This window comes from Pseudomonas reactans (assembly GCF_013387025.1).
GTDB classification, from domain to species: Bacteria; Pseudomonadota; Gammaproteobacteria; order Pseudomonadales; family Pseudomonadaceae; genus Aquipseudomonas; species Aquipseudomonas reactans.
Map to the genome: position 1 here is coordinate 171,309 of NZ_JACAQP010000005.1, position 22,525 is coordinate 193,833.

Annotated in this window: 18 protein-coding genes; 6 read left to right on the forward strand and 12 right to left on the reverse strand. The window is 59.7% G+C overall.

Annotation, left to right across the window (positions count from 1 at the left end; all coding sequences use genetic code 11):
* Positions 1-268: 268 nt before the first annotated feature.
* The 10 genes from HX793_RS05165 to HX793_RS05210 form a co-directional block, all read right to left on the reverse strand.
* On the reverse strand, positions 269-1,240 hold the full coding sequence (locus HX793_RS05165) for a peptide ABC transporter ATP-binding protein (protein WP_016976250.1): 972 nt from the start codon (positions 1,238-1,240) through the stop codon (positions 269-271).
* A complete protein-coding gene (locus HX793_RS05170; protein WP_178905459.1) occupies positions 1,240-2,208 on the reverse strand; it encodes an ABC transporter ATP-binding protein in 969 nt (322 codons plus the stop codon). Before HX793_RS05170 ends, HX793_RS05165 begins: the two co-directional genes overlap by 1 nt.
* A 10-nt stretch (positions 2,209-2,218) precedes the next feature.
* Positions 2,219-3,130: an ABC transporter permease subunit gene (locus HX793_RS05175; protein WP_010213191.1), complete on the reverse strand. Its 912-nt coding sequence runs from the start codon at positions 3,128-3,130 to the stop codon at positions 2,219-2,221.
* A 10-nt stretch (positions 3,131-3,140) separates the two neighbouring features.
* On the reverse strand, positions 3,141-4,151 hold the full coding sequence (locus HX793_RS05180; protein WP_016976247.1) for an ABC transporter permease subunit: 1,011 nt from the start codon (positions 4,149-4,151) through the stop codon (positions 3,141-3,143).
* A 76-nt stretch (positions 4,152-4,227) separates the two neighbouring features.
* Positions 4,228-5,826: an ABC transporter substrate-binding protein gene (locus HX793_RS05185; RefSeq protein WP_016976246.1), complete on the reverse strand. Its 1,599-nt coding sequence runs from the start codon at positions 5,824-5,826 to the stop codon at positions 4,228-4,230.
* An 80-nt stretch (positions 5,827-5,906) separates the two neighbouring features.
* Positions 5,907-7,304 (reverse strand): OprD family outer membrane porin, encoded by a 1,398-nt coding sequence (locus HX793_RS05190; RefSeq protein WP_177050275.1) that lies wholly within the window; start codon positions 7,302-7,304, stop codon positions 5,907-5,909.
* Between the two features lie 170 nt (positions 7,305-7,474).
* The gene (locus HX793_RS05195) at positions 7,475-9,079 is read right to left on the reverse strand and encodes an ABC transporter substrate-binding protein (protein ID WP_177050273.1); all 1,605 of its coding nucleotides are present in this window, start codon (positions 9,077-9,079) and stop codon (positions 7,475-7,477) included.
* A gap of 304 nt (positions 9,080-9,383) precedes the next feature.
* Positions 9,384-11,012, reverse strand: a complete 1,629-nt coding sequence (locus HX793_RS05200) for an ABC transporter substrate-binding protein (protein ID WP_016976243.1) — start codon at positions 11,010-11,012, stop codon at positions 9,384-9,386.
* 258 nt (positions 11,013-11,270) lie between these two features.
* Complete coding sequence (locus HX793_RS05205) at positions 11,271-12,872, reverse strand: ABC transporter substrate-binding protein (RefSeq protein ID WP_177050271.1); 1,602 nt, start codon at positions 12,870-12,872, stop codon at positions 11,271-11,273.
* 90 nt (positions 12,873-12,962) lie between these two features.
* Positions 12,963-13,676, reverse strand: coding sequence for an SIMPL domain-containing protein (locus HX793_RS05210; protein WP_016976241.1), 714 nt, complete (start codon positions 13,674-13,676; stop codon positions 12,963-12,965).
* Positions 13,677-13,881: 205 nt separating this feature from the next.
* Here HX793_RS05210 and HX793_RS05215 point away from each other — a divergent pair, with 205 nt between their 5' ends.
* From HX793_RS05215 to HX793_RS05225, 3 genes are all read left to right on the forward strand, one after another.
* Complete coding sequence (locus tag HX793_RS05215) at positions 13,882-15,144, forward strand: ATP-binding protein (protein ID WP_177050269.1); 1,263 nt, start codon at positions 13,882-13,884, stop codon at positions 15,142-15,144.
* Positions 15,137-15,697 carry a response regulator transcription factor gene (locus HX793_RS05220; RefSeq protein ID WP_177050267.1) on the forward strand — a complete coding sequence of 187 codons (561 nt, stop codon included), beginning with the start codon at positions 15,137-15,139 and terminating at the stop codon, positions 15,695-15,697. Before HX793_RS05215 ends, HX793_RS05220 begins: the two co-directional genes overlap by 8 nt.
* Positions 15,698-15,807: 110 nt before the next feature.
* Positions 15,808-17,529: an ABC transporter ATP-binding protein/permease gene (locus tag HX793_RS05225; RefSeq protein WP_177050265.1), complete on the forward strand. Its 1,722-nt coding sequence runs from the start codon at positions 15,808-15,810 to the stop codon at positions 17,527-17,529.
* 66 nt (positions 17,530-17,595) lie between these two features.
* Here the strand turns inward: HX793_RS05225 and HX793_RS05230 are convergent, their stop codons facing one another.
* Positions 17,596-18,033 carry a Z-ring associated ZapG family protein gene (locus HX793_RS05230; protein WP_064450688.1) on the reverse strand — a complete coding sequence of 146 codons (438 nt, stop codon included), beginning with the start codon at positions 18,031-18,033 and terminating at the stop codon, positions 17,596-17,598.
* Positions 18,034-18,180: 147 nt separating this feature from the next.
* Between HX793_RS05230 and HX793_RS05235 the strand changes: the two genes are divergently transcribed.
* From HX793_RS05235 to zapE, 3 genes are all read left to right on the forward strand, one after another.
* A complete protein-coding gene (locus tag HX793_RS05235; RefSeq protein ID WP_016976238.1) occupies positions 18,181-18,810 on the forward strand; it encodes an alpha/beta hydrolase in 630 nt (209 codons plus the stop codon).
* Positions 18,811-18,834: 24 nt separating this feature from the next.
* On the forward strand, positions 18,835-20,190 hold the full coding sequence (locus HX793_RS05240; protein ID WP_177050263.1) for a tryptophan--tRNA ligase: 1,356 nt from the start codon (positions 18,835-18,837) through the stop codon (positions 20,188-20,190).
* Positions 20,191-20,269: 79 nt separating this feature from the next.
* Complete coding sequence (gene zapE, locus HX793_RS05245; RefSeq protein WP_016976236.1) at positions 20,270-21,364, forward strand: cell division protein ZapE; 1,095 nt, start codon at positions 20,270-20,272, stop codon at positions 21,362-21,364.
* 120 nt (positions 21,365-21,484) lie between these two features.
* Here zapE and HX793_RS05250 read toward each other — a convergent pair whose 3' ends face one another.
* On the reverse strand, positions 21,485-22,405 hold the full coding sequence (locus HX793_RS05250) for a GlxA family transcriptional regulator (protein WP_174555873.1): 921 nt from the start codon (positions 22,403-22,405) through the stop codon (positions 21,485-21,487).
* Positions 22,406-22,525 lie beyond the last annotated feature (120 nt).

A 22,525-nucleotide genomic window follows, 5' to 3' on the forward strand; every position in this document is an offset into this window, starting at 1 on the left:
TTCGTCTGTGTGTTTTTTGTTACAAATTCAATTCGCCACTCCTGCATTTACATCGCGCAAAAACGAAAAAACCCCTCCCGCCAGGCTGATGCGCAACCTGACGGGAAGGGCTGTAGAACGCTGTATCACTCCAGTCCTGGAACCGGATTACTGTGGCGAGGGAGCTTGCTCCCGTTGGGCCGCGAAGCGGCCCTGGCTCTTTGTTTAAAAAGACTGGGACTGCTACGCAGTCCAACGGGAGCAAGCTCCCTCGCCACAAAAGCAGGGCTTAAGCCACGAACTGCTCCGCATAGTGGCAAGCCACCTGGCGGTTATCCAAGGCGCGCAGTTGCGGCTCCTCGGTGCTGCACCGTGCGGTCGCATACGGGCAGCGCTTATGGAAGGCGCAGCCAGGCGGCGGGTTCAACGGGTTGGGCAGTTCGCCGACAATCTTGATCTTCGGCTTGTTCGGGTCCGGGTGGATGGTCGGGGTGGCCGACAGCAGCGCCTGGGTGTATGGGTGCAGCGGGCGGGCGTAGATGTCTTCCTTGGGGCCGACTTCCACTGGGCGGCCGAGGTACATCACCATCACGTCATCGGCGACGTGTTGCACCACTGCCAGGTTGTGGGAGATGAACACGTAGGCCGTGTTGAATTCCTGCTGCAGGTCCATGAACAGGTTGAGTACCTGGGCCTGGATCGACACGTCCAGCGCCGAGGTGGGTTCATCCGCCACCAGCACTTTGGGTTGCAGCATCATGGCGCGGGCCAGGGCGATGCGCTGGCGCTGGCCACCGGAGAACATGTGCGGGTAGCGCTGATAGTGCTCGGGGCGCAGGCCCACTTGCTTCATCATCGCCTGCACTTTCTCGCGGCGTTCGGCGGCGGACAGGTTGGTGTTGATCAGCAGCGGCTCGCCGAGTTGATCACCGACTTTCTGGCGTGGGTTTAGCGAGGCGTACGGGCTCTGGAACACCATCTGCACGTCTTTGCGCAGTTGCTTGCGCTGGGCCTTGTCGGCGCCGGCGACTTCCTGGCCGGCGATTTTCAAGGAGCCCGAAGACGGCTCTTCAATCAATGTGAGCGCACGGGCCAGGGTGGATTTGCCGCAACCCGACTCGCCTACAACCGCGAGGGTCTTGCCAGCTTCCAGCTCGAAGGACACACCATTGAGGGCACGCACCAACGCGTGGCCCTTGAACAGGCCACGGGACACTTCGTAGTGACGGGTCAGGTCGCGGGCGGTAAGAACGACGGCCATTACGCCACCTCCTGGTTCAAGGGGTAGAAGCAGCGCGCAAGGCTGTTGGTTTTAGGATCAAGCCCCGGACGCTGGGCACGGCAGGATTCCTGCACATACGGGCAGCGCGGTGACAGCAGGCAACCCTGCGGTCGGTCATAACGACCTGGAACGATACCTGGCAGCGTGGCCAGGCGTGTGGCACCGAGACTGTGCTCGGGGATCGCCTTGAGCAGCGCTTCGCTGTACGGGTGCGCCGGAATGTCGAACAGTTGCGGCACCTGGCCGACTTCGACGGCTTGGCCGGCATACATCACGCACACGCGCTGGGCGGTTTCCGCCACGACTGCAAGGTCGTGAGTGATCAGCACCAGGCCCATGTTCTGCTCTTTCTGCAGGGCCAGCAGCAGTTCCATGATCTGCGCCTGGATGGTCACGTCCAACGCCGTGGTTGGTTCGTCCGCGATCAGCAGTTTCGGCTCGCCGGCAATCGCCATGGCGATTGCCACACGCTGGCTCATGCCGCCGGACAGTTGGTGCGGGTAGGCATCCATACGGCTGGCAGCGCCTGGGATCTCCACTTTTTCCAACAGTTCGATGGCACGCTTGCGCGCTTGTTTGCCGGACATTTTCAGGTGCAGGCGCAGCACTTCTTCAATCTGGAAACCCACGGTGTAGCTGGGGTTCAGTGCGGTCATCGGGTCCTGGAACACCATCGCCAGGTCTTTGCCGACGATCTGGCGGCGCTGGCGGTTGCTCAGCTTGAGCATGTCCTTGCCGTCGAAGTTCAGGGCGTCGGCGGTGACGATGCCGGGGTGCTCGATCAGGCTCATCAGCGCCATCATGGTCACGGATTTACCCGAGCCCGACTCGCCAACGATCGCCAGGACTTCGCCTTTGTCGACCTTGAGGTCGAGGCCATCGACCACCGGGACGGCGGTCTTGTCGCCGAAGCGCACGTTGAGATTCTTGATTTCTAACAGTGACATGGGAATCTCCTCAGGCGGCGTTCTTGAGTTTCGGGTCCAGCGCATCGCGCAGGCCGTCGCCCATCAAGTTGATTGCCAGCACGCTGAGCAAAATGGTCAAACCAGGCAAGCTCACTACCCACCAGGCGCGTTCGATGTAGTCACGGGCCGAAGCCAGCATGGTGCCCCACTCCGGGGTGGGCGGCTGTACGCCAAGGCCGAGGAAGCCCAGGGCTGCGGCATCGAGGATCGCCGACGAGAAGCTCAGGGTGGCCTGTACAATCAGCGGCGCCATGCAGTTGGGCAGCACGGTGATGAACATCAGGCGTGGCAGGCCGGCGCCGGCGAGGCGGGCGGCGGTCACGTAGTCACGGTTCAGTTCGCCCATGACCGCAGCGCGGGTCAGGCGGACGTAGGACGGCAGCGATACGATGGCGATGGCGATCACGGTGTTGATCAGGCCAGGGCCGAGGATCGCGACGATAGCAACGGCCAGCAGCAGCGAGGGCAGGGCCAGCATGATGTCCATCAGACGCATGATGGTTGGGCCGAGCAAGCGCGGGAAGAACCCGGCGAACAGGCCCAGCAGGATCCCCGGAATCAGCGACATCACCACCGACGACAAACCGATCAGCAACGACAGGCGCGAGCCCTGGATCAGGCGCGACAGCAAGTCACGGCCCAGTTCGTCGGTGCCCAGCAGGAATTGCATCTGCCCACCTTCCAGCCAGGCTGGCGGGGTCAGCAGGAAGTCGCGGTATTGCTCGCTCGGGTTATGCGGTGCAACCCACGGCGCGAAGATCGCGCAGAACACGATCAGCAACATGAACAGCAGGCCGGCAACCGCGCCTTTGTTCTTGGAGAAGGCTTGCCAGAATTCTTTGTACGGGGACGGGTACAGCAGGCTTTGATCGACTGCTGACACTGGAGTAGGTGTGGTCATGGTCATGATCTCAGCGCTGGTGACGGATGCGTGGGTTGGCGAAGCCGTAGAGGATATCCACCACGAAGTTCACCAGGATCACCAGGCAGGCGATCAGCAGGATGCCGTTCTGCACCACCGGGTAGTCCCGCGCGCCAATGGCTTCGATCAGCCATTTGCCGATACCGGGCCACGAGAAGATGGTTTCGGTCAAAACCGCACCGGCCAGCAGGGTGCCGACTTGCAGGCCGACCACGGTCAGTACCGGGATCAGCGCGTTACGCAGGCCGTGCACGAACACCACGCGCGCCGGCGACAGGCCTTTGGCCTTGGCGGTGCGGATGTAGTCTTCACGCAAGACTTCGAGCATCGACGAACGGGTCATCCGCGCGATCACGGCCAGTGGGATGGTGCCAAGCACGATGGCCGGCAGGATCAGGTGGTGCAGGGCGTCGAAGAAAGCCTCCGGCTCGTCAGCCAGCAGGGTGTCGATCAGCATGAAACCGGTGCGCGGCTCGATGTCGTAGAGCAAGTCGATCCGCCCGGACACTGGGGTCCAGCCCAGGCTTACGGAGAAGAACATGATCAGGATCAGGCCCCACCAGAAGATCGGCATCGAATATCCCGCCAGGGAGATGCCCATCACCCCATGGTCGAACAGGGATCCTCGCTTCAAGGCCGCGATCACCCCAGCCAACAGGCCCAGGATGCCGGCGAACAACAGGGCGGCCATGGACAGTTCCAGGGTCGCCGGGAAGAGGGCGGTGAATTCAGTCCACACGCTGGTGCGGGTACGCAGCGATTCGCCAAGGTCACCCTGGGCCAGTTTGCCGACGTAATCCAGGTATTGCGCATACAGCGGCTTGTTAAGGCCAAGGCGTTCCATTGCCTGTGCGTGCATCTCGGGGTCGACGCGCCGCTCGCCCATCATGACTTCAACGGGGTCGCCAGGGATCATGCGAATCAACGCAAACGTGAGCAACGTGATGCCGAAGAACGTGGGGATCAGTAACCCCAGTCGGCGGGCAATAAAACTAAACATCTTGTCGTGTACCTCAATCAGCCGGTTAGGCAGGTTCGGCACCGTCAGTGTCGACGGTGCCGAGTGTTTTTCTTATTTACTTCACCTGGGTAGTGGCGAAGTTATTTGTACCCAGAGGGCTTTGGGTGAAGCCTTCTACGTTCTTGCGCATGGCGGTGAACAGTTTCGGATAAGCCATGGGAAGCCATGGTTGGTCCTTGTCGAAAACGTCCTGTGCTTGTTCATAGAGTGCAGCGCGCTGGGCGGGTTCAGCGATGGCGCGCGCCTTGTCGATCAAGTCTTGAAACTCTTTGTTACACCAGCGGGCGTAGTTTTCGCCGTTTTTCGCTGCATCGCAACTCAGGTTTGGCGTCAGGAAGTTATCCGGGTCGCCGTTATCACCGACCCAACCCGCCGAAACCATGTCGTGCTCACCGTTTTTAGCACGCTTGAGCATTTCGCCCCATTCCATAACTTTGATGTTCACCTTCAGGCCGATCTGCGCCAGGTCCGCCTGCATGCGCTGCGCGCCGAGCATCGGGTTAGGGTTGGTCGGGCCGCCACCGTTACGGGTGAACAGGGTGAACTCAGTGCCTTCCGGTACGCCGGCTTCCTTGAGCAGGGCGCGGGCCTTGTCCAGATCGCGGGGCGGGTTCTTCAGCTTGTCGCTGAAACCCAGCAAGGTCGGCGGATAAGGGCCGGTGCCCACTACAGCATTGCCTTTGCCGAACAGGGCTTCGGTGTAGCCAGCCTTGTCGAACGCGATGTTGATCGCGTGACGCACCCGCGCATCACTCATGTATTTGTGAGTGGTGTTCAACGCGGTGTAACTGGTGGTCATCGCCGCCAGTTCATCAACTTTCAGGTTCGGGTCTTTCTTGATGCTTGGGATGTCATCCGGCTTGGGGAACAACGCGATCTGGCATTCGTTGGCCTTGAGCTTTTGCAGGCGCACGTTGTTATCGGTTGAGATCGCCAGAATCAGCGGGTCTACCTGTGGTTTGCCACGGAAGTAGTCGGGGTTGGCCTTGAACCGCGCCTGGGCATCTTTCTGATAACGGGTGAAGACGAACGGGCCGGTGCCGATGGGCTTGGCGTTGAGGTCTTCGGTCTTGCCGGATGCGAGCAACTGGTCGGCGTATTCCTTCGAATGGATGGAAGAGAATGCCATGCCCAGGTCGGCCAAAAACGGTGCTTCAGGACGGGTCAGGGTAAAGACGACAGTGTGATCGTCAGTCTTTTCTACGCTCTTGAGCAGTTCCTTGAAGCCCATGCTTTCGAAGTACGGGTAGCCCACGAGGGACTTTTTATGCCACGGATGGTTCGGGTCCAGCTGGCGCTGGAAGCTCCAAAGCACGTCATCGGCATTCATGTTGCGCGTGGGTTTGAAATAGTCGGTGGTGTGGAACTTGATGTCGTCACGCAGGTGAAAGGTGTAGGTCAGGCCATCGGCGCTGATCTCGGGCAGGTCTTTGGCCAGCGCGGGGACCACTTCGGTGGTGCCGGGCTTGAAGTCCACCAGGCGGTTGAACATGGTCTCGGCGGCGGCGTCAGCGGTCACGGCCGTGGTGTACAGGACCGGGTCGAAACCTTCCGGGCTGGCTTCGGTGCAGACCACCAGTGGTTTGGCCGAAACGCCGATCGCCACGCTCAACAGCGCGGCAGCCATGGCGGCTTGTAGTGGGAGCAATTTCATTCGGAGCCCTCTGCAATCGATGGGACCAGACAAGCGTAGACGGCGGGCTCGTCCTGAGCCCGCCGTCTACCTGGCGCTGATTAAAGAATGTTGAACGGGATGGTGGTGACCAGACGGAACTCTTTGATGTTGCCGTCAGCCTGTTGGGCGCTGGCGCGGTGAGTCACGTAGGTGCCACGGATGGTGGTGGCCTTGAGCGGGCCGCTCTGGATCGCGTAGGACGAACCGATACCGTATTCCTGATGCTTCTCGCCATCCATCAGGCGCAGGTCGCTGCGCGATGCGCCGGCTTCGCCGTAGGCGGTACCGTTGTAGTGAGTACCGTCGATGCCCCAGCCGCGAGCCGAGTAGACGTTGAACTTCAGGCCTGGCACGCCGTATTCGGCCATGTTGATGGCGTAGGCGATCTGGAACGACTTCTCGTTCGGGCTGTTGAAGTCAGAGGTCAGGGAGTTGGCCAGGTAGATGCCGTTGGTTTCGTGCAGGTAGTCGAAGTATTCGTCACCGTTCACTTCCTGGTACGAGAAGGTCAGGGTATGCGCCTGGTGGGTCAGACCCAAGGACAACGAGTAAGTATCGTTGTCGATGTTGCCCATCTTCTTGCTGCCGGTATCGGTGGTCTTGTAGTAGTTCAGGCCGGTGGTCAGTGCCAGGGTCTGTGCATCACCCAGTTCGTGGGTCGCGCCGAAGTAGTACTGGTTCCAGAAGTCTTCGACGTTAGCCGCGAAAACGCTGGTTTTCAGGCTCTTGAACGGCTGGTAGTTGAAGCCCAGGGTCTTGACCTTGTCGGTTTCCTGGCCGTTGCCGTATTCGGAACGGAATTTCGACAGGCTCTGCTCGGTACGCGGCGAAACGCGGTCGAAGATGCCGCCCTGGAACGACAGGTTGCTGAACTCTTCGCTGTTGAAGCTCACACCTTCGAAGCTCGAAGGCAGGGCGCGGTTGCCGATGGTGTCAACGATACCGGTGCTGAAGTTCTGGCGACCGGCGGTCAAGGTCGTGTTCGACACACGGAACTTGACGTTGGCCAGACCCAGTTTGCTCCACTGGCCTACTGCGTCGCCGCCGGAATCGGCCAGAGTACGGTTGGAGCCGCCAGCGATGTCTTTACGGTCGCGATCAAGGGCGATGAAGTTGTAAGCAGCGACTTCAGTGCTGACCCCTACAGTGCCCTGGGTGAAGCCCGAGGTGTAGTTGAGGATGGTGCCCTGGGCCCAGTTGATACGGCGGGAGATCGGTGTTTTCACGCCGTCTTTGCGGTAGCTGAAGCGGTCGTTGCGAAACTTCATTTCGTTCGCATACCAGTTACGCGTGGTACCGCCCAGGCTCTGACCGTCGATAAAGCCCTTGGCCTCGCTTTGGGCGCTGGTGCCGGCCAGTGTGGTAGGAACGAAGTCCTGGCTGGCGGATTCAGCATAGGCGGTTGCCGTGATGGTGCTGATGGCCAGGGCCAGAAGCGCTTTGCTGCTCAGTTTCATGGATGAAGCTCCTTTGGTTCTCTTTTTAATGCCGGTCTTTTTTGGTGATCCGGCTATTGGGTGTGTAACTCGTTCAAGCCATTGCAAACGTTTGGCGTAGGAAATTTCCCAACAAAAGGCCGCACGTTTGCAGCAGGGCAGCGTCGGCCCTGCGCAATCCGGTTATTTTCTTATGGGGTGATACTGACGCCCGAGAACACGTTGCGGCCGAAGGGGCTCACTTTGAAACCTTCGACTTTGGCGCTTAACGGCTGGTTGACCGTCGAGTGGGCGACTGGCGTGATCGGCACCTGCTGCTTGAGCAGTTGCTGCGCCTGTTTGTACAGAACAGTCCTTTGTTCGCGGTCGGTCACGACCTTGGCTTGCTTGATCAGCTTGTCGTACGCCGGGTCACACCACATGGAGTAGTTGTTCCCGCCGATGGCATCGCAGCTGTAGAGGGTGCCCAGCCAGTTGTCCGGGTCACCGTTGTCGCCGGTCCAGCCGATCAGGCTCACATCGTGCTCACCGTTCTTGGTGCGCTTGATGTACTCGCCCCACTCGTAGCTGACGATCTTGACCTTGAGGCCGATCTTGGCCCAGTCGCTTTGCAGCATCTCGGCCATCAGCTTGGCGTTGGGGTTGTACGGACGTTGTACCGGCATCGCCCACAGGGTGATTTCGGTGCCTTCTTTCACGCCGGCGGCCTTGAGCAGTTCCTTGGCTTTTTCCGGGTTGTAGGCGGCGTCCTTGATGCTGTCGTCGTAGGACCACTGCGTCGGTGGCATGGCGTTGACCGCCAATTGCCCCGCGCCCTGGTACACGGCGTTCAGGATGCTCTGCTTGTTCACCGCCATGTCCAGCGCCTGGCGCACTTCGAGTTGGTCGAACGGCTTGTGGCGCACGTTGTAGGCGATGTAGCCGAGGTTGAAACCTGGCTTGGTCAGCAGTTGCAGGTTCGGGTCGGCCTTGAGGGCATCGACGTCAGCCGGGCGCGGATGCAGGGTCACCTGGCATTCGCCGGCCTTGAGCTTTTGCACCCGCACCGAGGCGTCGGTGTTGATGGCGAAGATCAACTGGTCCAGCTTGACCTTGCTCGGGTCCCAGTACTGTTTGTTGGCCACATAACGGATCTGCGAATCTTTCTGATACCGCTGGAATACGAAAGGACCGGTGCCGATCGGCTTCTGGTTGATATCACTCGGTTTGCCATCCTTTAGCAACTGGTCGGCGTATTCGGCCGAGAGGATCGCGGCGAAGCTCATGGCGATGTTCTGGATAAACGCGGCGTCAACCGTGTTCAGGGTCATCACCACGGTGTGCGGGTCGGTTTTTTCGACCTTGGCGATGTTCTTGTTCAGGCTCATCCCGTTGAAGTACGGAAACTCGGTGGGGTAGGCCTTGCGAAACGGGTGATCGGGGTCAAGCATGCGGTTGAAGGTGAACAGCACGTCGTCGGCGTTGAACTCCCGTGTCGGCTTGAATTCCTTGTTGCTGTGGAATTTCACCCCTTCACGCAGGTGAAAGGTGTAAGTCAGGCCGTCTGGCGAAATATCCCACTTGGTTGCCAATGCAGGGACGACGCCGGTCTCGCCTTTTTCAAACTCAACCAGGCGGTTATACAGCGGCTCGGCCGCGTCGTTGTCGGTGGCGGTGGTGTATTGCGCGGTATCAAAACCGGCCGGGCTGCCTTCCGAGCAGAACACCAGGCTCTGCTTGTCGGCGGCGTGGCCCATGGTGGCCGCAGCCAGCAGGCTGGTGGCAAACATTGCGGATAATACGGTGGTATGGCGCATGACGATCCCGATCCTTGTTTGTAGTTGTCATCAGCGAGCAACCACCCGGGCCTTCTGCCAGGGTGACATCGCTGATCCCACGCGCAGCAAGTGCCTTTCCGCATTAGGAGCCTCTGCTGTCCTACGACGTTATGGGTCGCGGACCTGGCAGTAAATGCGCCAAATCGGATTGACCTTGTAGGCAACGGCGTCACGCATCGCAGTTCGCTGCTGTAGGAAGCAACGATTTCGGGCGTGGTCTATTTCCTACGGTCCAGGCGGATGCAATAACGGCGACGTTAGGAAACGTCGCCGTCAATGATCCTTACTTGCCGCTGACGCTCACGCCGTAGAAGGAGTTCAAGCCAAACGGGCTGATCTTGAAGTCCTGCACGGTAGAACGCATGGGTTGATACACCGTCGAGTGCGCGATAGGTGTCATCGGGACAGCATCTTTGAGGATATGTTGCGCCTGCTTATACAGCTCGGTGCGTTTGGCGACGTCCGACGTAGCCTTGGCTTCTTTCACGATGCCGTCGAATTTCTTGTCGCACCATTTGGAGAAGTTGTTACCGGACAGCGAATCACAGCCGAACAGCACGTTCAGCCAGTTGTCCGGGTCACCATTGTCACCGCTCCAGCCAATGATCATGGCCTGGTTCTCGCCACCTTTGGAGCGTTTGATGTACTCGCCCCACTCGTAGCTGGTGATCTTCACGTTCAGACCGATCTTCTTCCAGTCGTTCTGCAGCATTTCAGCCATCAGCTTGGCGTTCGGGTTGTACGGACGCTGAACCGGCATGGCCCAGAGAACGATTTCAGTCCCTTCCTTGACGCCCGCTTCCTTGAGCAGCGACTTGGCTTTCTCAGGGTCGTACTTGGTGTCCTTGATGGTGGTGTCATAGGACCACTGGGTCGGAGGCATGGCGTTGACGGCCAGTTGGCCAGCGCCCTGGTACACGGAGTCGATGATCTGCTGCTTGTTCACCGACATGTCCAGCGCCTGGCGTACGCGCAGGTCGGCCAGCGGGTTTGGCTGGTCGCTGCCCTTGACCTTGTCCATGACGTTGTAGGCGATGTAGCCCAGGTTGAAGCCGGCCTGGTTCGGCATTTTCAGGTCTTTGTCTTCGCCCAGCGCCTTCAGGTCGGCCGGACGTGGGAACAAGGTGATCTGGCATTCGTTTTTCTTGAGCTTCTGGATACGTACCGACGGGTCGGTGGTGATGGCGAAGATCAGGTTGTCGATCTTGACGTCTTCAGGTTTCCAGTAGTCTTTGTTGCCGGTGTAACGGATGTTCGAGTCTTTCTGGTAGCTCTTGAACACGAACGGGCCAGTGCCAATCGGCTTCTGGTTGATATCCGTGGCCTTGCCTGCTTTCAACAGCTGGGCGGCGTATTCCGCTGACTGGATCGAGGCGAAGCTCATTGCCATGTTCTGGATGAAGGCGGCGTCCACGGTGCCAAGGGTGAACTTGACGGTGTGATCATCGACTTTTTCGATGTTCTTGATGTTGGTGTCCATCCCCATGTCCGTGAAATACGGGAACTCGGTGGGGGCGGCTTTGCGGAATGGATCGTCCTTGTTGATCATGCGGTTGAACGTGAACAGCACGTCATCGGCATTGAAGGTACGGGTCGGCTTGAAGTACGGGGTGGTGTGGAACTTGACGCCATCACGCAGGTGGAAGGTGTAGGTCAAGCCATCCGGGGACACGTCCCAGCTGGTGGCCAGCCCAGGAACCACAGCAGTGCCGCCGCGTTCGAACTGGGTCAGGCGGTTGAACATGGTTTCGGCCGAGGCATCGAAGTCTGTTCCGGTGGTGTACTGGGCCGGGTCAAAACCCGCCGGGCTCCCTTCGGAGCAGAACACCAGGTTAGTCGCCGCTTGGGCGAAAGGAGCTGCGGCCATAAGGCCAGCGCTAACAATTAACGGAATGACTGCGTGTTTAAGCATGTTGGCCTCATGATTTGTTGTCATTTTTGGTGGTGAGGGCGACCTCGTGAGTCGGCCTGCGGATACTTATGCAGGCGCCATACCCATTGCAAGATGCGGAACCGTTACGAAGGTAAAACAGTGGTACGAACGTACAGGAATGTCGCAATTATGAAAGTTTGTACATATTTGCGCATATTTCGAGGGTTTTTTCGGTGCAGGAGGCGCACCAAAAATGACCAACCGAGGCGTCTAGCGCACTCGGTTGGGGCGTTGCTGTTACTTATCTAGACTCACGCCGTAGAACGGCGTCAGGCCGAAGGGGCTGATCTTGAAGTCCTTGACTTCCTTACGCAGTGGCTGGAAAACCGTCGAGTTCGCAATGGGTGTTATAGGTACTTGTTCCTTAAGGATTTTTTGTGCCTGCTGATACCACTTGATGCGTTGCGCGCGATCATTGCTGACCTTGGCTTGCTGCACCAGCTTGTCGTAGGTCGGGTTACACCATTTGGCGTAGTTGCTGCCCTTGACCGCAGCACAACTGTAGAGCACGCCGAGCCAGTTATCCGGGTCACCATTGTCACCGGTCCAGCCATAAATCATGGCGTCATGCTCGCCGTTTTTGGCGCGCTTGATGTACTCGCCCCATTCATAACTGACGATATTGGCTTTGATGCCGACCTTTTCCCAATCCTGCTGGATCATTTGTGCCGACATGCGCGCGTTCGGGTTGGACGCGCGTTGTACGGTCATTGCCCACAGGTTGAGGGTGGTACCGGGTGCAACCCCTGCTTCTTTTAGTAGCGCTTTGGCCTTGGTCGGGTCGTAGGGCGCGTCCTTGATGCTCGGGTCATAAGACCACTGCGCTGGCGGCAGGGCGTTCTGCGCCAATTGTCCGGCGCTCTGGTACACGGCCTTGATGATCGCCGGCTTGTCGATGGCCATGTCCAGCGCCTGGCGCACCTTGAGCTGGTCCAGCGGCGGGTGGGTCACGTTGTAGGCCAGGAAACCCAGGTTGAAACCGGCTTGTTGCAGGACACGCAGGTTCGGGTCCTGCTTCATCACCTCGATATCCGCAGGGCGCGGGTAGCCGCTGACCTGGCATTCACCGGCCTTGAGCTTTTGCAGGCGCGCCGCCGCATCTGGCGTGATGGCGAACACCAGGTTGTCGAGCTTCACATCTTCGGGTTTCCAATACTGTTTATTGGCTACGTAGCGGATCTGCGAATCCTTCTGGTAGCGCTTGAACACGAACGGCCCGGTGCCCACCGGTTTCTGGTTGATCTCTTCGGCCTTGCCTTGCTTGAGCAGTTGCGCGGCGTATTCGGCGGACTGCACCGAGGCGAAGCTCATGGCCAGGTTCTGCACGAACGACGCATCGACGTTATTCAGGTTGAAGCGCACGGTGTGTTCGTCGAGTTTGTCGACGCGCTTGATCGTGGTGTTCAAGCCCATGTCGGTGAAGTACGGCGACTCGGAAGGGTAGGCCAGGCGAAACGGGCTTTGCGCATCCAGCAGGCGATTGAAGGTAAACAGCACATCATCCGCGTTGAAGTCGCGGGTAGGGGTGAAGAAGTCGGTGGTGTGGAACTTGACGCCATCGCGCAGGTGGAAGGTGTAGGTCAGGCCGTCTTGGGAGATGTCCCAACTTGTCGCCAGGCCGGGCTCGACTTCGGTGCCTCCGCGTTTGAACTGGGTCAGGCGGTTGAACACGGTTTCGGCTGAGGCGTCGAAGTCGGTGCCGCTGGTGTACTGGCTGGGGTCGAAACCGGCGGGGCTGGCTTCGGAGCAGTAGACCAGGGTGGTGGCGGCCTGGGCCTGTGGCATAAAGGCCAGCAGGCCGGCAGCGAGGAGTAGCGGTTTTAAGGCGATTCTTTCCATGGAGACCCCTGAAGTGGCAGGCATATATAAGCTGCCCAAACGAAAACGGCGCTACCGAGGGTAACGCCGTTCAGGTTTATCAGGTAGGGGTCACGGCATCTGCACTTCAATCACGCCATCGGCGCTCATATTGACCTGGCTGGTGCCGGCTTCCACTTCAGGCGTCGGTGCCGAATCGGCCATGGCCGCCTTCATCATCATGCCGCCACGGGCGTAGGGCTGTGGATAACCATTGGTGTTGAAGTTCAGGTTGACGATCTTGTAGCCCTTGCCGCCCAACGCGTCGGTGGCAAGTTGCGCGCGTGCTTTAAACGCGGTGACCGCATCCTTGAGCAGCGCATCTTCGCTGGCCTTGCGGGTGGCGTCGGCAATAGCGAAGTCCATGCTGTCCATTTTCAGGGTATTCAGCAGTTCGCCGGTAAGCTTGGACAGTGCCGGAAAGTCCGCGCTTTCCAGGCGCAGTTCGGCGCGTTCGCGCCAGCCGGTGATCTTCTGGTTCTTGTTGTCGTAGATCGGGTAGCTGTTGCGGCTGCCCTGGCGCAGGGTTACGCCTTTGACTTCGCGCGCCTGGCCGAGCGCCTTGTTCATGGTGGTGGTGATTTCAGCGGCGAGCTTGGCTGGGTCGCTGTTCTGGGATTCGGTGTACAGGGTCACGATCATCTTGTCGCGGGCCACCTCCTGGCTGACCTCGGCGCGCAGGGAAATCTGGTTGTAGTTCAGTGCGTCAGCGGCCAGTGCTGGCAGGCTGACCAGGGTGCCGACGCTGAGGGTGAGGGCGGCTGCACTGCGAGTGAAACGAGACATGGAAGCTCCTTGAGATAGTCGTGTTGGGTATGACTGTAGACGGTGGCATCGGGTTCTTCGGGTTTACACATTCGCTACAAGTTGTGGTGATGCCGACGAACGGTCATTGGCCCGGCCTGCGGCAAAGAGCCACACACGCCGTGCCAGCCGGCCTGCTTCGTTTATACTCCTGCCGATCCGCCTGCAGCGCTCACCGGGAGAGCACATGCTCGCCGCCGTAAAACTGACTTCCGCCACTCGCCAGAACCTCTGGCGCCTGACGTTCATCCGTACCCTGGTCCTGGCCGCACAGGCCGGCTCCGTCGGGCTCGCCTATTGGTTCGACCTGCTGCCGCTGCCGTGGCTGCAACTGGGTGTGACCCTCGGTTTCTCCACCGTGCTCTGTGTGTTTACCGCGATCCGGTTGCGCACTACCTGGCCGGTGACCGAGCTGGAGTACGCTCTGCAATTGGCCTGCGACCTGTTTATCCACAGTGTGTTGCTGTATTTCTCCGGTGGTTCCACCAATCCGTTTGTTTCGTATTACCTGGTGCCACTGACCATCGCTGCCGTGACCTTGCCGTGGCGCTACTCGGTGGTGCTGTCGGGTATCGCCTTGACGCTCTATACCTTGCTGCTGGCGCGCTTCTACCCGCTGCAAACCTTCCCGATTGCCCGGGAAAACCTGCAGATATACGGGATGTGGCTGAGTTTCGCCCTGTCCGCTGCGGTAATCACGTTCTTCGCCGCGCGCATGGCCGAAGAGCTGCGCCGCCAGGAAGAGCTGCGCGCCATTCGCCGTGAAGAAGGCCTGCGCGACCAGCAACTGCTGGCCGTTGCCACCCAGGCTGCCGGTGCCGCCCATGAACTGGGCACGCCCCTGGCCACCATGAGCGTGCTGCTCAACGAAATGACCCAGGACCATCACGACCCGGCGCTGCAAGAAGACCTCGGCGTGCTGCGCGAGCAGGTCAAGCAGTGCAAGCAGACCTTGCAGCAACTGGTGCGCGCCGCCGAAGCCAATCGTCGCCTGGCGGTTGAGATGCAGGACGTGACCCAGTGGCTCGACGAGGCCCTTAACCGCTGGCACCTGATGCGCCCCGAAGCCAGCTACCGCTTCCACCTGCTGGGCCAGGGCAGCGTGCCGCGCATGGCACCGCCGCCAGACTTGACCCAAGCCCTGCTCAATCTGCTGAACAACGCCGCCGACGCCTGCCCCGAAGGCCTGGGCGTGCAGTTGGACTGGGACGCCGACGACGTGACCATCAGCATTCGCGACCACGGCGCGGGCGTGCCGCTGGCCATTGCCGAGCAGATCGGCAAACCTTTCTTTACCACCAAGGGCAAAGGCTTCGGCCTCGGCCTGTTTTTGAGCAAGGCCAGCGTGACCCGCGCGGGCGGCTCAGTGAAGCTCTATAGTCATGAGGAAGGGGGTACGCTCACCGAGCTGCGCCTGCCCCGTGTCGCACGAGGAGATATCGATGAGTGACGAGATCCAAGTCGAAGGCGAAGATCTGCCGCACCTGTTGCTGGTAGATGACGACGCCACCTTTACCCGCGTGATGGCGCGCGCCATGAGCCGTCGCGGTTTTCGTGTCAGCACCGCAGGGTCGGCCGAGGAGGGCTTGACCATCGCTCAGGCCGACCTTCCGGACTACGCCGCGCTCGACCTGAAAATGGACGGCGACTCCGGCCTCGTGCTGCTGCCCAAACTGCTGGAACTCGACCCGGAAATGCGCGTGGTGATCCTCACCGGTTACTCCAGCATTGCCACCGCCGTCGAGGCGATCAAGCGCGGCGCCTGCAACTACCTGTGCAAACCGGCGGATGCCGACGACGTACTGGCTGCCTTGCTCTCCGAGCACGCCGACCTGGACACCCTGGTACCGGAAAACCCGATGTCGGTGGACCGCCTGCAGTGGGAACACATCCAGCGCGTGCTGACTGAGCACGAAGGCAATATCTCCGCCACTGCCCGTGCCCTGGGCATGCACCGCCGTACCTTGCAGCGCAAGCTGCAGAAGCGTCCGGTACGGCGCTGAGCCAGATCTGAACAACAGCTGAACAATCTGCTTCAGGCCGCACGGAGCGCCGAACCGATCAACTATGATCGGTTCGAACGCCTGTCACATTTTCTTACAGAGCCTGAACGATGAATCAGAACGCTGAGTATTCTGCGGTCAACGATGCGGTGCGTGGGCAATTCTTTCGCCGCACCTGGGCGATGATCACGCCCTATTGGCGCAGTGAAGAGAAGGGCAAGGCCTGGTTGTTGCTGGCGGTGGTGATCGGTTTGTCGCTGTTCAGCGTGGCGATTTCCGTGTGGCTCAACCATTGGTACAAAGACTTTTACAACGCCCTGGAGAACAAGGACACCGCCGCCTTCTGGCAACAGATCGGCTATTTCTGCGGCATCGCCACCGTGGCGATTCTCGGCGCGGTCTACCGCCTCTATTTGACCCAGATGCTGACGATTCGCTGGCGGGCGTGGCTGACCGAAAAGTACTTTGCGCGCTGGCTTGGCCACAAGAATTACTACCAGCTGGAGCAGGGTGGCTACACCGACAACCCGGACCAGCGGATTTCCGAAGACCTCAACAGCTTTACCTCGAACACCTTGAGCCTCGGCCTTGGCCTGCTGCGCAATGTGGTGAGCCTGGTGTCGTTCTCGATCATCCTGTGGGGCGTGTCGGGCAGCATCGAAGTGTTCGGTATCACTATCCCAGGCTACATGTTCTGGTGTGCCTTGGTTTACGCGGCTGTCGGCAGCTGGTTGACCCATCTGATCGGTCGCCGTCTGATCGGCTTGAGCAACCAGCAACAACGTTTCGAAGCGGACCTGCGTTTCTCCATGGTGCGGGTACGTGAGAACGCCGAGAGTATCGCCCTGTACAACGGTGAGCCCAACGAGAATCAGCGGCTGAGTGCGCGGTTCGGCAAAGTCTGGCACAACTACTGGGACATCATGAAGGTGTCCAAGCGCCTGACGTTTTTCACCGCCGGTTACGAACAGATAGCCACTGTCTTTGCATTTATCGTGGCCGCGCCGCGCTATTTCTCCGGCAAGATCGAGTTGGGTGAGTTGATGCAAATCAACTCGGCCTTTGGCAACGTACAGGGCAATTTCAGCTGGTTTATCAGCGCGTACTCGGACCTGGCTGGCTGGCGCGCAACCAGTGACCGTCTACTGAGTTTTCAACAGGCCATGCGCGACAACGAGCAACGCCCAGCGGCCATCGATGTGAGCGCCGAGGGCGACCGGCTGGTGGTGCAAAACTTGGGTATGGATCTGGTCGATGGTCGCCATTTGCTGAGCGACGCAGACATGGTTGTTGAACCGGGTCAGCGCGTTATGCTCAGCGGCCGTTCCGGCAGCGGCAAAAGTACCTTGCTACGTGCGATGGGGCAGCTCTGGCCTGAGGGCCACGGCAGCATTCGGTTGCCGGCCGAACGTTATCTGTTCCTGCCGCAAAAACCTTACCTGCCGATTGGCACGCTGAAGGCGGTGTTGAGTTATCCACAGGACGCCAGCGTCTACCCGGCAGAACGTTATGCACAGGTCCTGGAAACCTGCCGCCTGCCGCATCTGGTGGGCCGGCTGGAGGAGGCCAATCACTGGCAACGCATGCTCTCGCCGGGCGAGCAGCAACGCCTGGCCTTTGCCCGCGCGTTGCTGTTCGCGCCGCAATGGCTGTACATGGACGAAGCCACGTCGGCCATGGATGAAGAGGACGAGGCTACGCTGTATCAGGCGCTGATCGATGAACTGCCGGGGCTGAGCATCGTCAGCGTCGGCCATCGCAGCAGCCTCAAGCGCTTCCATGGGCGGCATGTGCGGATCGAGGGTGGGATGTTGCAAGAACAGCCGGTGTAAACGCCAGCCAACAAAAAGCCCGGCTGATCATCGATCAGCCGGGCTTTTTAGTGTTTGAAGAGTGAGTTACTTCTTCAAACCGTACTGCTCATCCAGCATGCCTGGGGCGTTCGGCGTTTTTGGCGCGTAGTCCCGTGGTGGCTCCTGGTTTTCCCGTGGCGGGGTCAAGCGCTCCCGTGGGGTTTGCGGTGCGTCGGAATGCAACGCAGCCAGCAGGCGCTGGCGGGTGATGTCGTCGAGGGCCAGGCGGTTTGCGCCATCGGCGAGGTGATCCTGTACTTCCTGGTAGCTCTGGGTGAGCTTCTTGACCAGGGTCGCGGTGCTGTTGAAGTGGGTAACAACCTCGTTCTGATAACTGTCAAAACGTTCCTGAATGTCATCCAACTGACGCTGCGTGCGGTTAGGCGCGGCATTCGGCAGCAAGCGAGCAACCAGGAAACCAATGGCGACACCGGCAACCAGGGCAAGAGTCGGCAACAACCAAACTAAGAGCGAGTGTTCCACGAGTCCTTCCTCTATAAACGGCTTTGCTTTACGTTAACGGCTCAAACCTGCGCTGTATACCGCGATTAAGCTCGCAATGATGCCAAGCACAGACTTTTAGCTAGACGAGTCGACCCATTGAGAGGTCACGGAGTTCATCTCTTGCTCATGCGTGAAACCCCCGTTTTGATCGATGGCCCGGTAGGCCAATTGGAAGCCCTGTACCTGGATCACCCCGAGCCACGTGGCCTGGCGCTGATCTGCCACCCCAACCCGGTGCAGGGTGGGACCATGCTCAATAAAGTGGTATCGACCCTGCAGCGCACCGCCCGTGATGCCGGTTTGATTACCTTGCGTTTCAATTACCGTGGCGTTGGCGCGAGTGCCGGCACCCACGACATGAGCACCGGTGAAGTGGACGATGCCGAAGCGGCCGCCACCTGGCTGCGGGAAAAACACCCGGATCTGCCGATCACCTTGCTCGGCTTTTCCTTCGGCGGCTACGTCGCTGCCAGTCTCGGCGGTCGCCTGGAAGCCAAGGGTGAAAAACTGTCACATCTATTCATGGTTGCCGCAGCGGTGATGCGCCTGCGCGATACCGATGCGCTGCCACAGGGTTGCCCATTGACCTTGATCCAGCCGGAAACCGACGAAGTGGTCGACCCACAGACCGTCTACGACTGGTCTGCAGCCCTGAAACGCCCCCATGAGCTGCTGAAAGTGGCAGAATGCGGACACTTTTTTCATGGCAAGCTCACCGATCTGAAGGATCTGGTGCTGCCGCGCCTCTCGAATTGATAGCAGTCTGATAAGCGATTACCCATGACGACTCGTACCCGTATCCTCACCGGCATCACCACCACCGGCACGCCGCACCTGGGCAACTACGCCGGTGCGATCCGCCCGGCGATCCTCGCCAGCCAGGACGCCAATGCCGACTCCTTCTACTTCCTGGCCGACTACCACGCCCTGATCAAGTGCGATGACCCGCAGCGCATCCAGCGCTCGCGCATGGAAATCGCCGCGACCTGGCTGGCCGGTGGCCTGGATGTGAACCGGGTGACCTTCTACCGCCAGTCGGACATCCCGGAAATCCCCGAGCTGACCTGGCTGCTCACCTGCGTGGCTGCCAAGGGCCTGCTCAACCGCGCCCACGCGTACAAGGCCTCGGTGGACAAGAACGTTGAAGCCGGCGAAGACCCGGACGCGGGCATCAGCATGGGCCTGTACAGCTACCCGGTGCTGATGGCGGCGGACATTTTGATGTTCAATGCGCACAAGGTGCCGGTCGGCCGCGACCAGATCCAGCACGTGGAAATGGCCCGTGATATCGGCCAGCGTTTCAACCACCTGTTCGGCAACGGTAAAGAATTCTTCACCATGCCCGAGGCGTTGATCGAAGAAAGCGTCGCCACCTTGCCGGGCCTGGATGGCCGTAAGATGTCCAAGAGCTACGACAACACCATCCCGTTGTTCACCAGCGCCAAGGACATGAAGGACGCGATTTCGCGCATCGTCACCGACTCCCGCGCGCCGGGCGAAGCCAAGGACCCGGACAATTCGCACCTGTTTACCCTGTACCAGGCGTTTGCCAGCAAGGCCCAGGAAGAAGAATTCCGCGCCGAACTGCTGCAAGGGCTGGGCTGGGGCGAGGCGAAGAACCGTCTGTTCCAACTGCTGGATGGCCAACTGGGCGAAGCCCGCGAGCGTTACCATCAATTGATGTCGCGCCCGTCGGACATGGAAGACCTGCTGCTGGTCGGTGCCAACAAGGCCCGTGCCGTGGCGGCGCCGTTCCTGGCCGAGCTGCGTGAGGCGGTGGGCCTGCGTTCTTTCGTCAATCAAGCCGCAGCGCCAGTCGCGACCAAGAAGAAAGCCGCAAAAGCTGCGCGCTTCGTGAGCTTTCGCGAGGACGACGGCAGCTTCCGCTTCCGCCTGCTGGCGGCCGATGGCGAGCAATTGCTGCTGTCACGCAACTTTGCTGACGGGAAAGCGGCGGGCGCGGTAACCAAACAACTGCAAAATGGCGACGCCCTAGACGTACGCACCGAAGCCCTGGGTTTCAGCGTATGGCTGGACGGCGCCGTGGTGGCCGACAGTGCCGAGTTCGCCGACGAAGTGTCGCGCGATGCGGCCATCGAAGCCCTGCGCGTTGCGTTGACCCCTATCGAGGATTAACCCGACCAAGGGTTGATTGCCATTATCCGGGGCCGTCGTTACAGTGACGGCCCGTTTTTGTTGCCTTGCTAACGAAATTATGACGCCCCTAGAACGATATCAAGCTGATCTGAAACGCCCTGAATTCTTCCATGACGCGGCCCAGGAAAATGCGGTGCGTCATTTGCAGCGCCTGTACGACGACCTGCTCGCGGCTTCGCAGAGCAAGCCGGGGATGTTCAGCAAGCTGTTTGGCAAGAAAGACCACACGCCGGTCAAAGGCCTGTACTTCTGGGGCGGCGTGGGGCGCGGCAAGACTTATTTGGTCGACACTTTCTTCGAAGCGCTGCCGTTCAAGGAAAAGGTACGGACGCACTTCCACCGCTTCATGAAGCGCGTGCACGAAGAGATGAAGACCCTGCCGGGCGAGAAAAACCCGCTGACCATCATCGCCAAGCGTTTCTCCGAAGAAGCGCGGGTGATCTGCTTCGATGAGTTCTTTGTCTCCGACATCACCGACGCCATGATCCTCGGCACCCTGATGGAAGAGCTGTTCAAGAACGGCGTGACTCTGGTCGCCACCTCGAACATCGTGCCCGACGGTTTGTACAAGGACGGCCTGCAGCGCGCGCGCTTCCTGCCGGCCATCGCGCTGATCAAGCAGAACACTGAAATCGTCAACGTCGACAGCGGCGTCGACTACCGTCTGCGCCATCTGGAGCAAGCGGAGCTGTTCCACTTCCCGCTGAACGAAGCGGCCCACGAAAGCCTGAAAAAGAGCTTCCGCGCCCTTACGCCGGAATGCACCCAGGCGGTGGAAAACGACAAACTGATGATCGAGAACCGCGAAATCATCGCGTTGCGTACTTGCGATGATGTGGCCTGGTTCGAATTCCGCCAGCTGTGCGACGGCCCGCGTAGCCAGAACGACTACATCGAACTGGGCAAGATCTTCCACGCCGTGATCCTGAGCGGCGTAGAGCAGATGAGCGTCACCACTGACGACATCGCACGGCGGTTTATCAACATGGTCGACGAGTTCTACGACCGTAACGTGAAGCTGATCATCTCGGCGGAAGTCGAGTTGAAGGACCTGTACACCGGCGGGCGCCTGAACTTCGAGTTCCAGCGCACATTGAGCCGGTTGCTGGAAATGCAGTCCCACGAATTCCTGTCGCGCGGTCACAAGCCTTAAGCACTGCCTCACTGTAGGAGCGAGCTTGCTCGCGAAGATCGTTAATGATGACACGGGGAATCTGATTCCCCGCGTTGCCCTTGAGTTCTTCGCGAGCAAGCTCGCTCCTACAGGGGTGTTTCAGGCGGCCTGCTGGAATTGCTGGCGATACTGGTTTGGCGACAACTCCGTGTGCTGCCGGAACAACCGCGCAAAGAAACTCGCATCGTCATACCCCACCTCATAACTGATGGTCTTGATGCTCTTGCGGCTGCCCGAGAGCAATCCCTTGGCCGTCTCGATGCGCAGCCGTTGCAGGTAATGCAGCGGCTTGTCACCGGTAGCGGTCTGGAAGCGGCGCATGAAGTTGCGGATGCTCATGCCGTGTTCCCGTGCCACGTCTTCGAAGCGGAATTTGTCGGCGAAGTGTTCTTCGAGCCAATGCTGGATCTGCAGGATGATCACATCCTGGTGCAGCTTCTGCCCGCCAAACCCGATGCGTCCCGGTGAATAGCTGCGCTGCACTTCGTAGAGGATATCGCGGGCCACGGCCTGGGCGATGTTGGCGCCGCAGAAGCGTTCGATCAGGTAGATATAGAGGTCGCACGCTGAGGTGGTGCCGCCGGCGCAATACAGGTTGTCGGCGTCGGTGAGGTGTTTGTCCTGGTTGAGCTGAACCTTGGGGAAGCGTTCGCTGAAGGCGTTGAAGAAGCGCCAGTAGGTGGTCGCTTCCTTGCCGTCGAGCAGGCCGGCTTCGGCCAGCCAGAACACCCCGGTGGCTTCGCCGCACAACACGGCGCCGCGTGCATGCTGCTCACGCAACCATGGCAGCACTTGTGGGTAGCGCGTGCACAAGGCGTCGAAGTCATCCCAGAAGGCCGGTAGCACGATGATGTCGGCGTCTTCCAGGCCGCCGTCCACCGGCATGATCACATCGCTGAAGCTGCGTACCGATTGCCCGTCGGGGCTGACCAGGCGCGTTTCAAACGCGGGGGTCAGGCCCAGGCCTTGTTGCTTGCCGTAACGCAGGCTGGCGAGGTGGAAAAAATCCTTGGCTTGCATGAGGGTTGAAGCGAATACCCGATCAATGGCCAAAATGCTGACGCGCCGCAACGGCGTGGAGATTTGGTTAGACATAATTTCATTTATTCTTATAGGGGAAAGTGGTCACCAGACGGCTGG

Excerpts from the sequence above, each read along its gene's own strand:
- HX793_RS05165 (WP_016976250.1), bottom strand. The coding sequence starts at position 1,240 with ATGGCCGTCGTTCTTACCGCCCGCGACCTGACCCGTCACTACGAAGTG.
- HX793_RS05170 (WP_178905459.1), bottom strand. The coding sequence starts at position 2,208 with ATGTCACTGTTAGAAATCAAGAATCTCAACGTGCGCTTCGGCGACAAG.
- HX793_RS05175 (WP_010213191.1), bottom strand. The coding sequence starts at position 3,130 with ATGACCACACCTACTCCAGTGTCAGCAGTCGATCAAAGCCTGCTGTAC.
- HX793_RS05180 (WP_016976247.1), bottom strand. The coding sequence starts at position 4,151 with ATGTTTAGTTTTATTGCCCGCCGACTGGGGTTACTGATCCCCACGTTC.
- HX793_RS05185 (WP_016976246.1), bottom strand. The coding sequence starts at position 5,826 with ATGAAATTGCTCCCACTACAAGCCGCCATGGCTGCCGCGCTGTTGAGC.
- HX793_RS05190 (WP_177050275.1), bottom strand. The coding sequence starts at position 7,304 with ATGAAACTGAGCAGCAAAGCGCTTCTGGCCCTGGCCATCAGCACCATC.
- HX793_RS05195 (WP_177050273.1), bottom strand. The coding sequence starts at position 9,079 with ATGCGCCATACCACCGTATTATCCGCAATGTTTGCCACCAGCCTGCTG.
- HX793_RS05200 (WP_016976243.1), bottom strand. The coding sequence starts at position 11,012 with ATGCTTAAACACGCAGTCATTCCGTTAATTGTTAGCGCTGGCCTTATG.
- HX793_RS05205 (WP_177050271.1), bottom strand. The coding sequence starts at position 12,872 with ATGGAAAGAATCGCCTTAAAACCGCTACTCCTCGCTGCCGGCCTGCTG.
- HX793_RS05210 (WP_016976241.1), bottom strand. The coding sequence starts at position 13,676 with ATGTCTCGTTTCACTCGCAGTGCAGCCGCCCTCACCCTCAGCGTCGGC.
- HX793_RS05215 (WP_177050269.1), top strand. The coding sequence starts at position 13,882 with ATGCTCGCCGCCGTAAAACTGACTTCCGCCACTCGCCAGAACCTCTGG.
- HX793_RS05220 (WP_177050267.1), top strand. The coding sequence starts at position 15,137 with ATGAGTGACGAGATCCAAGTCGAAGGCGAAGATCTGCCGCACCTGTTG.
- HX793_RS05225 (WP_177050265.1), top strand. The coding sequence starts at position 15,808 with ATGAATCAGAACGCTGAGTATTCTGCGGTCAACGATGCGGTGCGTGGG.
- HX793_RS05235 (WP_016976238.1), top strand. The coding sequence starts at position 18,181 with ATGCGTGAAACCCCCGTTTTGATCGATGGCCCGGTAGGCCAATTGGAA.
- HX793_RS05240 (WP_177050263.1), top strand. The coding sequence starts at position 18,835 with ATGACGACTCGTACCCGTATCCTCACCGGCATCACCACCACCGGCACG.
- zapE (WP_016976236.1), top strand. The coding sequence starts at position 20,270 with ATGACGCCCCTAGAACGATATCAAGCTGATCTGAAACGCCCTGAATTC.
- HX793_RS05250 (WP_174555873.1), bottom strand. The coding sequence starts at position 22,405 with ATGCAAGCCAAGGATTTTTTCCACCTCGCCAGCCTGCGTTACGGCAAG.